The following is a 13,443-nucleotide window of genomic DNA, read 5'->3' as shown; positions in this document are numbered from 1 at the left end:
CGCACCCATGTTTGATATCGGCTGGACCGAGCTTATGGTCATCGGCATCGTCGCGTTGATCGTGATCGGCCCGAAAGACCTGCCCGAAATGTTCCGCACCCTTGGCCGGTTTACCGCCAAGGCCAAAGGCATGGCGCGCGAATTTTCCCGCGCGATGGAATCGGCGGCGGATGAGGCAGGGGTCAAGGATGTGGCCGCAGACCTGCGCAAGGCAACATCGGCCAAATCCATGGGGTTGGATGCGGTGAAGGATGCCGCGACCAAGTTCGAAAAATGGGACCCGATGAAATCGAGCAATGTCGCGAAGGCAAAGCCCGATCCGGCTGCCCCCAAGCCCGAAGCGCCCAAAGCCGAGGCCGCCAAAGGCCCCGCCACCCAAGCCCTTGCTGACGCACAGGCGGCGAAACGGGCCGAGCGGATAGAGGCAGCCAAACCTGCGCCCACGCCCACGCCTGCGGCACAACCTGCGGCCAAGCCGAAAGCACCTGCTACAAAAACGGCGGCAAAAACAGCGGCAAAACCCGCCGCCAAAGCCGCCGCAAAACCTGCCCCCAAGACAACCGCGGCCAAAAAACCGCGCGCAAAAAAGAGTGACGCATGAGCGCCGATGACATCGACGATAGCTCCGCCCCGCTGATCGAACATCTGGCAGAGCTGCGCAACCGGTTGATCTATTCGGTCGCGGCCTTCCTTGTGGGCATGGTGCTGTGCTTTACCGTCTGGAACCCGATCTTCAACTTCCTGACGCAGCCGATTTGCGCCGCCCTTGCCGATCGCAACCAGGATTGCGGGCTGGTGCTGATCAAGCTGCAAGAAGGCTTCTTCGTCGCCATCCGCATCTCATTGTTCGGGGGCTTCATTCTGGCCTTTCCGGTGATCGCGTTTCAGATGTGGCGCTTTGTGGCACCGGGGCTTTACAAGAACGAAAAGGGCGCGTTTCTGCCCTTCCTGATCGCGTCGCCTGCCATGTTCACGCTGGGCGCGGCCTTTGCCTATTTCGCCATTCTGCCACTGGCCTTTGATTTCTTCCTTGGCTTTCAGCAAATGACCCCGACCACAGGGGACGTGGCCAATGGCACCGCAGGCGTGTTGTTCCAAGGCTCGATGGAGGAATATCTGGCCCTGACCACCAAGTTCATTCTGGCCTTTGGCATCTGCTTTCAGCTGCCTGTTTTGCTGACCCTGATGGGCAAGGCGGGGCTGGTGTCAGCGCGCGGTCTGGCCTCGGTGCGCAAATATGCGGTGGTGGCCATTCTGGTGCTGGCCGCCGTTGTCACGCCGCCCGATGTCATCACCCAGATCATCCTGTTTGCGGTGGTTTACGGGCTGTATGAAATCTCGATCCTGCTGGTGAAACGCGTTGAAAAGAAACGCGAAGCCGAGTTGCGCGCCCAAGGCCTGTGGGTTGAGGAAGACGCGTATGAGGAAGACGATAGCGGCGAAGAGGTGAAGTGATGGAGGCCGCGGCCCTCATCCGCATTGCCGAGGCGCTGGAACGTATCAGCCCGCGCCCGCAACCGGCCCCGGATTTCGACGCCGCAAGCGCCTTTATCTGGCACACCGGGCCGGAACGGCTGGACCCGGTGGCGCAGGTGTCGCGGGTGGATATGTCGCTGCTGGTGGGGATCAACCGCGCGCGGGATATCCTGCACGAAAACACCCGCCATTTCGCGGCCGGCCTGCCCGCCAACAATGCGCTGTTATGGGGCGCGCGGGGCATGGGAAAATCCAGCCTCGTCAAGGCGATACATGCCGATATTGTCAAAACCCATCCGCTGATCCTTGTCGAACTCAGCCGCGAGGATCTGCCCTCGGTGACAGCCCTGCTGCGCCATCTGCGCGCCGCCCCGGACCGGCGCTTCATCCTGTTTTGCGATGACCTCAGCTTCAGCCATGACGACCAGCATTACAAATCGCTCAAGGCGGTGCTGGATGGTGGCATCGAAGGCCGCCCCGAGAATGTGATCTTTTACGCCACCTCGAACCGCCGCCACCTGATGCCGCGCGACATGATTGAGAACGAACGCTCCACCGCGATCAGCCCGTCCGAAGCGGTGGAGGAGAAAGTCTCGTTGTCGGATCGCTTCGGCCTGTGGCTTGGCTTTCACCCGTGCAGTCAGGATGAATATCTGGCGATGATTGATGGCTATTGCGCCGCGCATGGGCTGGTGGTTCCGGCAGAAACCCTGCGGGCCGAGGCGATTGAATGGCAGGCCACGCGCGGCTCTCGTTCTGGTCGTGTGGCTTGGCAGTTCTTCACCGATCTGGCCGCCCGGCATGGGGTAAGGGTTTAGGCGCTGCCCCCGGTCTGCTGGGCTGCCCACCTTCGCCGCCCCGCAGGAACGACACGTCTTTGTCGTAAACTGCCAAGCCTTGGCCGTTCCATCGCCCATCCTGTGCCAAAGGGAAAGGGGCAGGTGATGGCAGATCGACGCGGCGGGCGGCAGCGCTCCGCAGATATCGGAACCCCGCGCAGCCATTCCTATCGGCAGTTGCGCCACCCCTTCGCGCCACAATCCGTGTTTTCCGACGATGCCATCGCGAATATTCACGCCATGGCGCTGCGTGTCCTGACTGAACTCGGTCTGAAAATCCTGCACCCAGAGGCCCGCGCCATATTCAAAGCCGCAGGGGCGCTGGTGGATGAGGCCAGTCAAATGGTCCGGATCGGCCCGGAACTGGTCGCCGAAAGCCTGGCCGCTGCGCCGCGTTCGATCCTGATGCGGGCCGCCAACCCGGACCGAGAGCAGCGCTTTGAACCCGGTGCCCTGTTGTTTTCACCCGGCGCCGGATGTCCGAATGTGCAGGATCGTTTGCGGGGCCGCCGCGCGGGCAGTCTTGAGGCCTTTCACGAAACCCTCAAGTTGCAACAGCATTTCGATGTGATCCATATTTTCGGCCCCTCTGCCGAACCGCAAGACATTGCTGCGAACCTGCGCCATATCGCGATGACCCGTGCGCAATTGGTCCTTGGCGACAAGCCGATGTTCATCTTTGCGCGGGGGCGGGGCCAGACGATGCAAAGCCTTGAGATGATGCGCATCGGGCTGAACCTGTCAGACGAGGAGTTTTCGCGCGGCGTTTGGGCCAATACCGTCATCAATACCAATTCCCCGCGGCAAATTGATGTGCCGATGGCCGAGGGGTTGATTGATTTCGCGCGCATGGGCCAGCTTGCGATCATCACGCCGTTTTGTCTGGCGGGGGCGATGGCACCGATCACCATTGCGGGGGCGCTGACCCTGCAACATGCCGAGGCTTTGGGCGCGATCACCCTTTCGCAACTGGCAAAAATGGGCGCGCCTGTGGCCTATGGTGGCTTTGCGTCCAATGTCGATATGAAATCCGGCGCGCCAGCCTTTGGCACGCCCGCCCATATCAAGCTGTCCATCGGTTCGGGCCAATTGGCGCGTTACATCGGGTTGCCTTGGCGATCTGCGGCGGGGGCAGCTTCGAACGTCGCAGATATGCAAGCGGCGGGGGAAACCCATATGGCGCTTTGGGCAGCGCTTCAGGCCAATGCAACGCTGACCATCCATTCTGCGGGCTGGCTGGAGGGCGGCTTGACCTTCGGCTATGAGAAATTCATCAATGATATCGAAGCTTTGCAAACACTGGCAGAGCTGTGCGCGCCGACGCCGGAAGATGAAGACAGCCTTGGCTGGTCTGCGCTCTGCGATGTGGCGCCGGGTGGGCATTTCTTTGCAACCGAGCATACGATGCAACGCTACCGAACCGCCTTTTACCCGCCCTTGGTCGCGGACCTGTCCAACCACGGCACCTGGGCAGAGGCGGGCAGCCTGACCGCGACAGAACGCGCCACGCCCTTGTGGCAAGCGGTGCTGGACAATTTCAAGCGCCCAGCCGCTGCCGCCGAAATTGCCGACCGGCTGGCCCCTTACATCGAGGCACAAACCAAAGCAGGCGGCGCTGCCCCGGTGGGCGGTTAAATCGCGCCTCTGACCTGCCTCAGCGCAGCATGGTCATCGGGTCTACCGCCTCAGATCCTTTGCGGATCTCGAAATGCAGGAAGGCCGGGTCGGCCTTGCGCACAACAGCGACCGTTTGGCCGCGTTTGATCTTATCACCCTTTTTCACCTTTATGCCATCAATCCCGGCATAGATTGACAGCACGTTATTGGCATGGCGCAGCAGCAGCACCGGAACCTGATCGGTGCCCATGCTGATCACCGCAACTTCGCCATCGGCGGTGGCTTTCACCGGGCTGCCCGCGCTGGCGCCGATGTCGATGCCTTCGTTCTTGCCCTTGGCAAAGGCGCGGATGATCCGGCCATCGACCGGCATGATATAGCCGCTGGAAGAGGCCGCCGTGCGCGTGGCCCCCAGATCGGGGGAGGCAGGCGTGTTCTGCGGCTTGCTGGCGGCGGGGGCGGTCTTTTCATCTGGCAAGGGTTTGGCTGCCGAAGGCGGCACCGGCGTGGGGGAGCCGTTGCCCGGCGCTGTCACCGGCTCATTGCCCACAGCGCGCGCATTGGCCGAGGCGCTGAGCGTGGGGATCAGCAGATATTGACTTTCGCGCAGGCTAAGGTCTGCGCCCAGCGTGTTCCATTCGGCCAGCGCCTTCACGCTGACGCCATAGGTGCGGGCAATCGAATAGACGGTTTCGCCGCGCTGCACCCGGTGGCGGCCCGGTTGTTCGGCCGTGGTGGCGGGGGCTGTGGGCTTGGTGGTGCCAACCCTGTCCAGCGCGGTGGTGGCAATCGCCGTCACCTCGACCGGGGCCGGGGCAATGGTGCCGCCGCTGATCGCGCCGCTTTGCGGGGCAGTGCCGATGATCGGGGCGGATTCGACGCGGCGGGGCAGGGCGATCACTTCGCCTTCGCGCAAGAGGTCATTCGGTTTCAAGGCGTTATAGCGCCCCAGTTCATCCGCGGTCATTCCCAGACGGTCCGCGACCGATTGCACCGTATCGCCGCGCCGCGCCAAGGCGACCTGATAGCCGGGATAGGCAATCACGCCGCGCGCATCGGGGCGGGGCCGCTGTTGGGTGGCCTGACGTGCGGCATCCGAGGTGCTGAGCTGCCCGCCCGCAATGCCGCGCAGGTCCCAGTCAAGGCCCCCGCCGCCCGGTGCGCAGGCACTCAGGGCCCCAAGGGCTACGGAAACGGTCAAAATCCGGGAATAACGGGTCATCATGGCTCGGCCTCTACTCAGGGTTCGCCCGGGTTAACCCCGGTGCGCGTTGGTTTTACATCGTCACTCGGCACCCAGACCTTCGATCAGCGGCACGAAGCGCACGGGGCGAAGCTCCTCGTAATCATAGCCCTTTTCAAGGCGTGTCACCTTGATCAGGCTTTGCACGGCATCCGATTGGCCTACCGGCACCACCATGATACCCCCGATCTTCAACTGCGCCAAGAGGGGGCCGGGCGGGTCTTCGGCGGCGGCGGTCACAAGGATACGGTCAAACGGGCCTTGGTCGGGCAGGCCAAAGCTGCCATCGGCGGCGAAGGCGGTGATATTGGCAAGGTTGAGCGTGCGAAACACTTCCATCGCTTCGCGCACAAGGCGGCGATGGCGATCGACGGTATACACCCGGCGGGCCAGTTGCGCCAGAATTGCCGCCTGATAGCCAGAGCCGGTGCCCACCTCCAGCACGGTATCGCGTGGCTGCACGTTCAAGGCCTGCGTCATCAGCCCCACAACCGATGGCTGGCTGATGGTCTGGCCGCAGGCGATAGGCAGTGGCATATCTTCATAGGTGCGGTCGGCAAACAGGCCCTTGATGAACAGCCCCCGGTCCACCCGTTCCATTGCCGTCAGCACGCGGCTGTCGGTCACGCCTTTGGACCGCAGCGCAAAGAGAAACCGCATCTTGCGCTCGGCCAGATCGTCATCCTCAGAGCCATCGGCGCCTATGGTCATGCCAAGCGTGCCTCCAGATCGGCCAAGCGGTCATGCGCGGTCAGATCGGCGCGCATGGGGGTGATGGCGATGAAATCATCCATATTGGCGGCAACATCGGTGCCGGGGGCAGACCGGACCTGTTGCGCGCCGCCCTTGATCCACAGGAACCGGCGGCCATTGGGGGCGTGATGGGGTTCCACCCCGAAATAGGTGCCGGGCCGCCAGCCTTGGGCCACAACCTTGCTGCCCTTTACATCGGCGGCAGAGCAGGGCGGGAAGTTGATGTTGTAGAACAGTTGATAATCATCGTTATGGTCCCAAAGACCCTTGTCCAGCAGCGCCCGCACCACCGCCGCACCATGCCGGCGCGCGCCTTCAAACGGGTCGGCCAGCACATTCGTCCGCTCTCCCAGAAACTGCGACATCGCGATGGCGGGCACGCCTTGCAAGGCTGCCTCCATCGCGCCGCCGATGGTGCCGGAATACAGCACATTCTGCCCCGCGTTGTTGCCCCGGTTCACCCCGGACAACACCAGATCGGGGCGGCCATCGGTCATCACATCGTAAAGCCCTGCCAGCACGCAATCGGCGGGGCTGCCCTCGGCGGCAAAGCGGCGCGGGCCCAGTTCAGCGATCATCATCGGATGGGTATAGCTGATGCAATGCCCCACACCCGATTGTTCAAACGCCGGTGCCACCGTCCAGACTTCGCCCCCCGGCCCGGCAATCTCGGTGGCGATTTCCAGCAGCACCTCTAACCCCGGAGCGTTGATGCCGTCATCATTGGTGATCAGAATGCGCATGTCTGGCCCTTTATGCTTCCCCAATCTGATTAGACGACCCCCGCGGCTGGGTAAAGCGCCGATGCCCCGATTGATGCCGCAAAGGCAACGATTGCCCGGATTTCCCGCGCTGGGTGCGGGCAGCGAAACGGGCGGCCAAGTTTCCGCAAAGTTAACGCATCTTTGGTCTTGGCGTCTTGGCCGACCTATGGTCTGTGAAATGCACGGGGCGCGGTTTTTCGCCGCGATGCTGAAGATTGGTGACTGAGGACAGAGGATATCATGGCCGCGCTAAGCTGTTTCAAAGCCTATGATGTTCGGGGCCGTTTGGGCACCGAACTGAACCCGGCGATTGCGCAGCGCATTGCCCGCGCCTTTGCCGAAGTGCTGGGGGCCGAACGGGTGGCGGTGGGCCATGATCCGCGCGCCTCGTCCGAAAGCCTGTTCGCGGCGGTCAAGGCAGGCTTGCTGGAGGCCGGGGTAGAGGTGCTGGATCTTGGCCTGTGCGGCACCGAGGAAATGTATCACGCCACCGCCTATTTTGAGGCCGATGGCGGGATTGAAGTCACCGCCTCGCATAACCCGATGGATTATAACGGGTTGAAAATGGTGGGCAAAGGGGCCGCGCCTTTGGACCCGGCAGGTGCGATGGCGCAGATCAAGGCGCTGGCGGAATCCGGGGCCTTTGCCGCCCCCAAACCGGGTGGCGATGTGCGCCCCGCCAAGGCCGCGCGCGGGGCCTATGTGCGCTCTGTGCTGGGGTTCATTGACATACCGGTGCTGAAACCGATGAAAATTCTGGTGAATGCGGGCAATGGCGCGGCAGGCCCCACCTTTGACGCGCTGGCCGCGGCATTGTCGCGCAAACGCGCGCCGCTGTCCTTCATCTGCCTGAACCATGAACCCGATGGCAGCTTTCCCAATGGCATCCCCAACCCGCTGTTGCCCGAAAACCAACCGCTGACCGCGCAGGCGGTTCTGGCGGCAGGGGCGGATATGGGCATCGCATGGGATGGCGATTTTGACCGCTGCTTTCTGTTTGACCATTTGGGCCGCTTCATCCCCGGCGAATATATCGTGGGCCTTCTGGCCGAGGTGTTTCTGGCCAAGGAGAAGGGCGCGAAAATCGTCCATGACCCGCGCATCCTGTGGAACACGCAGGAAATCGTGACCCGGTTGGGTGGCACCCCGGTGATGGCACGCACGGGCCATGCCTATCTGAAACAGGCGCTGCGGGATACCGGCGCAGTCTATGGCGGCGAAATGTCGGCCCATCACTATTTCCGCGATTTCGCCTGTTGTGACAGTGGTATGATCCCTTGGCTTTTGATCGTGGAACTGATGTCGCGGCGCGGGGTGACGCTGGCCGATCTGGTGTCGGAGCGCATGGCGGCCTTTCCATCCTCGGGCGAGATCAACTTTCGGGTCGCGGATGTGGCGGCCACCGTGGCGCGGGTGCGGGCCGCGATGGAGCCTGCTGCGATGGCGGTGGATGAAACGGACGGGCTGTCGCTGGATATGGGGGGCTGGCGGTTCAATCTGCGCGCCTCTAACACCGAACCCTTGTTGCGCCTGAACGTGGAATCGCGGGGCGATGCGGCGCTGCTGGCGCAAGCCGTGGCACAGGTGCGCGAATTGATCGCGCCGGGGGGCTGACGCCCTTTCCGCAGCGCAATTCCGTGCTGTCGGGGAAAAGCCGAAGCCCCCGCGACGTGGAGGGCAAAGCCAGACATCCAGATGTCGCTTTTGCGAAACGATTTTTGCCGGGGCGGCGCTAGGCTTGGCAAAACGTCTCGGAGGCCGTCATGTCAAAAGACCCGCTGTTGCAGCCCTATCAGCTAAAGCATCTGACCCTGCGCAACAGGATCATGATTACCAGCCATGAACCGGCCTATCCCGATGATGGCATGCCAAAGGAACGCTACCGCGCCTATCACGTCGAACGCGCCAAGGCGGGGGTTGCACTGACGATGACGGCGGGGTCCGGCTCTGTCTCGCGCGACAGCCCGCCGGTGTTCAACAATATCCTTGTCTGGAAGGATGAGGTTGTGGGCTGGATGAAGCAACTGGCCGATGAATGCCATGATCACGGTGCCGCCGTGATGATCCAACTGACGCATCTGGGCCGCCGCACGCGCTGGGACAAGGGTGATTGGTTGCCCTCTGTCTCCACCAGCCATGTCCGCGAACCGGCGCACCGCGCTTATCCCAAAAAGGTCGAGGATTGGGATATTGCCCGCATTATCAAAGACTACGCCGATGGGGCCGAACGGATGCACGCCGCAGGTCTGGATGGGGTAGAGCTGGAATGTTACGGGCATCTGATGGATCAGTTCATGTCGCCCTTCACCAACGCGCTGGACGGCCCCTATGGTGGCAGCCTTGAAAACCGCGCGCGCTTTGCGCTGGAGGTGGCGGCGGCCATTCGCGACCGGGTGGGCGAAAAATTCCTGATCGGCATGCGCTATACGGCGGATGAGGCAACCAAAGGCGGCATTGATGCCGAAGAAGGCATCGCCATCGGCAAACTGTTCCGCGATAGTGGCAATGTCGATTTCCTGAATGTCATTCGCGGCCAGATCCATACCGACCCCGCGATGACAGATGTGATCCCGATTCAAGGCATGAAATCCGCCCCGCATCTGGATTTCGCGGGCCGTATCCGCGCCGAGGTGGGGATGCCCACCTTCCACGCCAGCCGCATCCCCGATGTCGCCACCGCCCGCCATGCAGTGGCCAGCGGCAAGCTGGATATGGTCGGCATGACGCGGGCGCATATGACCGACCCGCATCTGGTGCGCAAGATCATCGAAGGGCGCGAGGATGATATTCGCCCCTGCGTCGGCGCGAATTACTGCCTTGACCGGATTTATCAAGGCGGCCACGCCTATTGCATCCACAACCCCTCCACGGGGCGCGAAGTGGAACAGCCGCATGCGATTGAAAAGGCGGATGCGGCCAAAAAGGTGTTGATCATCGGCGCAGGCCCTGCCGGGCTGGAGGCCGCGCGCGTGGCGGCCCTGCGCGGACACCAAGTGGTGGTGCATGAGGCCGCCCCCCATGCCGGAGGCCAGATAAGGCTGACGGCCCAGACCCCACGCCGCCGCGAGATGATCGGCATCATCGACTGGCGCTTGGCACAATGTGAAAAGCTGGGGGTTTCCATTCATTACAACAGCTTCGCGGATGAAGTTACAGTGATGGATGAAGCGGCGGATGTGGTTGTCATCGCCACAGGCGGCCTGCCCGAAACCGCCATTCTGGACAGCGGGAATGAGCTTGTCACCTCTGCCTGGGATATCCTGTCGGGCGATGCGCGCCCCGGTTCCAACGTGCTGATCTATGATGAGGCGGGCGACCCGGCGGGCCTGCAAGCCGCCGATATGGTGGTCGCGGCAGGCGGCAAGGTTGAAATCATGACCCGCGACCGCAGCTTTGCCCCCGAGGTGATGGCGATGAACCTTGTGCCCTATATGCGCACTCTGCAACGCGCCGATGCCACCTTTACGGTCACTTGGCGCGTGCTGTCGGTGCGGCGCGATGGCAATGAGCTGGTGGCAACGCTTGGCTCCGATTACGGCGATATGACCCGCGAACGCCGGGTGGATCAGCTTGTAGTCAACAATGGCACCGTGCCGCTGGATGATCTGTATTTCGCGCTGAAGCCGCAGTCAAAAAACCTTGGCGCGGTGGATTACGAGGCCTTTATCGCGCGCAATCCGCAAGCGGTGCAGGCCAATCCGGGCGGCAGGTTTGACCTTTATCGCATCGGGGATGCCGTGGCCTCTCGTAACACCCATGCCGCGATTTACGACGCGCTGCGACTGATGCGCACGATCTGAGCGCTGCCCTTGGCGGCGCTTGCCCTAGGTGCTAAAGGGGCCGAAACGCCAGAAAAGCAGCCCCGGAGGCCGATATGACAGAGGCATTGGAACACGAACGCGCCACCGCCGCCGCATGGTTTCGCAGTCTGCGCGACGAGATTGTCGCAAGTTTCGAGGCGCTGGAGGATCGTCAGACCACAGGCCCCACCGCGCATTTGCCTGCGGGCCGCTTTGAGGTGACGCAAACCAAACGCGCCGCCGAAGATGGCGCAGATGCGGGCGGTGGCCTGATGTCGGTGATGCGCGGCGGGCGGGTGTTTGAAAAGGTCGGCGTCAATATCTCCACCGTTTACGGCGATCTGGGGCCCTCTGCGCAAAAGGCGATGGCTGCGCGCGGGGTGCCGGGCATGGAAAGCGACCCGCGGTTCTGGGCCTCTGGCATCAGCCTTGTCGCCCATATGCAAAACCCCCATGCGCCTGCGGTTCATATGAATACCCGCATGTTCTGGACCCCGCATGCCTGGTGGTTTGGCGGCGGGTCCGATTTGAACCCTTGCATCGAATATGCCGCCGATACGGCGCATTTCCATGATGTGCAGCGCGCCCATCTGGCCCCGCATGGTGACGCGCTTTATGCCGAGCTGAAGGCTTGGGCGGATGAGTATTTCTTTATCCCGCATCGCAATCGCGCGCGCGGTGTCGGCGGGATTTTCATGGATGACCGGAACTCGGGCGATTGGGCTGCCGATTTCGCCCTGACCCAAGATATTGGCCGCGCCTTTCTGCCTGCCTATGTGCCGCTGGTCGATCTGCGCCGCAACACGCCTTGGACCGATGCGGATAAGGAAACGCAACTGGTCCATCGCGGGCTTTATGCCGAATATAACCTTGTCTATGATCGCGGCACCAAATTCGGCCTTGCCACCGGGCATGACGCCAATGCCGTGTTGATGAGCCTGCCACCGATGGCCAAATGGATATGATTCCGGCTTGGGTGGATGGCCGCCTGCAACCCGTTGAAAAGCTGGCCGCCCATCAGCGCGGTTTGCAGCACAAGGCTGTCTCGGTCTTTGTGCTGGCCGGGGATAGGGTGTTGATCCAGCAGCGCGCTGCCGAAAAATACCACACGCCGAACCTTTGGGCCAATACCTGCTGCACCCATCCGCATTGGGACGAGAATGACCTGACCTGCGCGCATCGCCGCCTTGCGCAGGAATTGGGGATAACCGGCCTTGCGCTGACCCCTGCGGGCGAGGTGCGCTACCGCGCCGATGTGGGCGGCGGTTTGATTGAAGATGAGGTGGTGCAGGTGTTTACCGCTCAGGCCGAGACCACCTTGCCGCTGGCGCTGAACCCCGCCGAGGTGCAGGCCGCGCGCTGGGTCGCCTTGGCTGACCTGCTGGCCGAAATCGCCGCCGCGCCGGACCGCTTTACCCCCTGGCTGCGGATTTACCTAAGCCAATACCGCGCGCAGATTTTCGGCGCCGCCTAGCGCGGTTTTCGCTGGATATCGCCCGCGCTTCGCGCCAGTCTGGCGGGGCAATAAGGGGGCAGTATCATGCGCAATTCCGACGAAATCTGGCCATTGGTCGAGGCGCATGAGGATCGCTTCATCGCGCTGGCCAATCGGGTGTTTGACACGCCGGAAGTGGCCTATACCGAAGTGAAATCCTGCGCCGCACATCTGGAGCAGTTGCAGGCGATGGGTGCGCGGATCACGCAGAACCTTGCGGATATCCCGACCGCCGTGATGGGCGAATGGGGGCAGGGTGGCCCTGTCATCGCGATTCTGGGCGAATATGATGCGCTGCCCGCCTTGGGGCAGGAGCCGGGTGTGGCCGAGCCGCGCCCGCTTGGATATGCGGGCCATGGCTGCGGGCATAACCTTCTGGGCTCTGCCGCGATGCTGGCAGCGGTGGCCTTGCGCGACTGGCTGGCGCAAACGGGCACACCGGGGCGCGTGCGTTACTATGGCTGCCCGGCAGAGGAAGGCGGGGCCGCCAAGGCCTTCATGGTGCGGGCCGGGTTGTTTGAGGATGTCGATGCCGCGATCACATGGCATCCGAATGACTATACCGGCATCATGCCGCCCGTGGCGCTTGCCAATATGCGGATAGATTTCACCTTTCACGGCCGCGCGGCCCATGCGGCGGCCAACCCGGAACTGGGGCGGTCGGCGCTGGATGCGGTGGAATTGATGAATATCGGCGTGAATTACATGCGCGAACATATGCCCGATGACGCCCGCGTGCATTACGCCTATCTGGATGCCGGGGGCGAGGCACCGAATGTGGTGCAATCAAAGGCCACGGTGCGTCAATTGATCCGGTCACGCGATAACAAGGGCTTGCGCGATCTGGTGGCGCGGGTGCGCAAGATCGGGGACGGTGCGGCCTTGATGACCGAAACGCGGGTCGAGGCGCGCGTGGTGTCTGCCGTGTCCTCCATGCTGTCTTCGCCCGTGTTAGAAGCGTTGATGGAAGCGCATATCCTTGCCTTTGGCGGGCCGGAGTTTGATGCCGCAGATCGCGCCTTTGCCGCCGAGATTCAGCGCACGCTGACCGAGGCGCATATCGCCGATACCTTCTGGCGGGCCGGGCGCGCGGTGGATAGCGGGCTGGCGCTGGCCGATTTCGTGGTGCCTTTGGCACAGATGCGGCCTGCGGGCTCCGGCTCTACCGATGTGGCGGATGTAAGTTGGGCGGTGCCAACGGTGCAGGCCTATGTGACGACTTGCGCGCTTGGCACGCCGTTTCACTCTTGGCAATTGACGGCGCAAGGCAAATCCCCCGCCGCGCATAAGGGCATGGTGCACGCGGCCCGGATCATGGCGGCAACCGGGCGTGACCTGTTTGCAAAGCCGGATGTTCTGGCGGCGGCCAAGGCCGAACATGCCGCCGCACTGGCGCGCGAGCCCTATATCTGCCCGCTGGAGCCGGATGTGATGCCACCGATCCCGCGCTGAGGCG

12 protein-coding genes are annotated in these 13,443 nt (G+C 62.7%); 9 read left to right on the top strand and 3 right to left on the bottom strand.

Annotated elements, in window-relative coordinates; all coding sequences use genetic code 11:
- The first annotated feature begins 7 nt into the window (after positions 1-7).
- The 4 genes from tatB (at position 8) to EGN72_RS14560 (ending at position 3,950) form a co-directional block, all read left to right on the top strand.
- Positions 8-601 carry a Sec-independent protein translocase protein TatB gene (gene tatB / locus EGN72_RS14575; protein ID WP_127048822.1) on the top strand — a complete coding sequence of 198 codons (594 nt, stop codon included), beginning with the start codon at positions 8-10 and terminating at the stop codon, positions 599-601.
- Positions 598-1,455, top strand: coding sequence for a twin-arginine translocase subunit TatC (tatC, locus tag EGN72_RS14570; protein WP_127048820.1), 858 nt, complete (start codon positions 598-600; stop codon positions 1,453-1,455). The genes tatB and tatC overlap by 4 nt, the downstream gene beginning before the upstream one ends.
- Entirely contained in the window at positions 1,455-2,294 is an 840-nt protein-coding gene (locus EGN72_RS14565; protein WP_127048818.1) for an ATP-binding protein, read from the top strand. Before tatC ends, EGN72_RS14565 begins: the two co-directional genes overlap by 1 nt.
- Before the next feature lie 126 nt (positions 2,295-2,420).
- Positions 2,421-3,950 (top strand): trimethylamine methyltransferase family protein, encoded by a 1,530-nt coding sequence (locus EGN72_RS14560; protein WP_127048816.1) that lies wholly within the window; start codon positions 2,421-2,423, stop codon positions 3,948-3,950.
- A gap of 19 nt (positions 3,951-3,969) precedes the next feature.
- Here the strand turns inward: EGN72_RS14560 and EGN72_RS14555 are convergent, their stop codons facing one another.
- The 3 genes from EGN72_RS14555 to surE all read right to left on the bottom strand — a co-directional run bounded on the left by EGN72_RS14555 (position 3,970) and on the right by surE (position 6,671).
- Complete coding sequence (locus EGN72_RS14555; protein ID WP_370323306.1) at positions 3,970-5,154, bottom strand: peptidoglycan DD-metalloendopeptidase family protein; 1,185 nt, start codon at positions 5,152-5,154, stop codon at positions 3,970-3,972.
- A 63-nt stretch (positions 5,155-5,217) separates the two neighbouring features.
- Entirely contained in the window at positions 5,218-5,886 is a 669-nt protein-coding gene (locus EGN72_RS14550; protein ID WP_127048812.1) for a protein-L-isoaspartate(D-aspartate) O-methyltransferase, read from the bottom strand.
- Entirely contained in the window at positions 5,883-6,671 is a 789-nt protein-coding gene (surE, locus tag EGN72_RS14545; protein ID WP_127048810.1) for a 5'/3'-nucleotidase SurE, read from the bottom strand. Before surE ends, EGN72_RS14550 begins: the two co-directional genes overlap by 4 nt.
- A gap of 261 nt (positions 6,672-6,932) precedes the next feature.
- Here surE and EGN72_RS14540 point away from each other — a divergent pair, with 261 nt between their 5' ends.
- The 5 genes from EGN72_RS14540 (at position 6,933) to EGN72_RS14520 (ending at position 13,439) form a co-directional block, all read left to right on the top strand.
- Positions 6,933-8,306, top strand: coding sequence for a phosphomannomutase (locus tag EGN72_RS14540; protein WP_127048808.1), 1,374 nt, complete (start codon positions 6,933-6,935; stop codon positions 8,304-8,306).
- A 149-nt stretch (positions 8,307-8,455) separates the two neighbouring features.
- Complete coding sequence (locus EGN72_RS14535; RefSeq protein WP_127048806.1) at positions 8,456-10,492, top strand: NADH:flavin oxidoreductase; 2,037 nt, start codon at positions 8,456-8,458, stop codon at positions 10,490-10,492.
- A gap of 74 nt (positions 10,493-10,566) precedes the next feature.
- Entirely contained in the window at positions 10,567-11,457 is an 891-nt protein-coding gene (gene hemF, locus EGN72_RS14530) for an oxygen-dependent coproporphyrinogen oxidase (protein ID WP_127048804.1), read from the top strand.
- Positions 11,448-11,966, top strand: coding sequence for an isopentenyl-diphosphate Delta-isomerase (gene idi / locus EGN72_RS14525; protein WP_233587153.1), 519 nt, complete (start codon positions 11,448-11,450; stop codon positions 11,964-11,966). Before hemF ends, idi begins: the two co-directional genes overlap by 10 nt.
- Positions 11,967-12,032: 66 nt before the next feature.
- A complete protein-coding gene (locus EGN72_RS14520; RefSeq protein ID WP_127048802.1) occupies positions 12,033-13,439 on the top strand; it encodes an amidohydrolase in 1,407 nt (468 codons plus the stop codon).
- The last annotated feature ends 4 nt before the right edge of the window (positions 13,440-13,443 follow it).

The sequence above is a fragment of the Pseudorhodobacter sp. E13 genome, from assembly GCF_003991405.1.
Classification (GTDB): domain Bacteria; phylum Pseudomonadota; class Alphaproteobacteria; order Rhodobacterales; family Rhodobacteraceae; genus Pseudorhodobacter.
The sequence above is the reverse complement of the archived record's forward strand: the minus strand, read 5'-3'. Positions and strand labels throughout refer to the sequence as shown.

Excerpts from the sequence above, each read along its gene's own strand:
- EGN72_RS14560 (WP_127048816.1), top strand. The coding sequence starts at position 2,421 with ATGGCAGATCGACGCGGCGGGCGGCAGCGCTCCGCAGATATCGGAACC.
- EGN72_RS14535 (WP_127048806.1), top strand. The coding sequence starts at position 8,456 with ATGTCAAAAGACCCGCTGTTGCAGCCCTATCAGCTAAAGCATCTGACC.
- EGN72_RS14550 (WP_127048812.1), bottom strand. The coding sequence starts at position 5,886 with ATGACCATAGGCGCCGATGGCTCTGAGGATGACGATCTGGCCGAGCGC.
- tatB (WP_127048822.1), top strand. The coding sequence starts at position 8 with ATGTTTGATATCGGCTGGACCGAGCTTATGGTCATCGGCATCGTCGCG.
- EGN72_RS14540 (WP_127048808.1), top strand. The coding sequence starts at position 6,933 with ATGGCCGCGCTAAGCTGTTTCAAAGCCTATGATGTTCGGGGCCGTTTG.
- tatC (WP_127048820.1), top strand. The coding sequence starts at position 598 with ATGAGCGCCGATGACATCGACGATAGCTCCGCCCCGCTGATCGAACAT.
- surE (WP_127048810.1), bottom strand. The coding sequence starts at position 6,671 with ATGCGCATTCTGATCACCAATGATGACGGCATCAACGCTCCGGGGTTA.
- EGN72_RS14555 (WP_370323306.1), bottom strand. The coding sequence starts at position 5,154 with ATGACCCGTTATTCCCGGATTTTGACCGTTTCCGTAGCCCTTGGGGCC.
- idi (WP_233587153.1), top strand. The coding sequence starts at position 11,448 with ATGGATATGATTCCGGCTTGGGTGGATGGCCGCCTGCAACCCGTTGAA.
- EGN72_RS14520 (WP_127048802.1), top strand. The coding sequence starts at position 12,033 with ATGCGCAATTCCGACGAAATCTGGCCATTGGTCGAGGCGCATGAGGAT.
- EGN72_RS14565 (WP_127048818.1), top strand. The coding sequence starts at position 1,455 with ATGGAGGCCGCGGCCCTCATCCGCATTGCCGAGGCGCTGGAACGTATC.
- hemF (WP_127048804.1), top strand. The coding sequence starts at position 10,567 with ATGACAGAGGCATTGGAACACGAACGCGCCACCGCCGCCGCATGGTTT.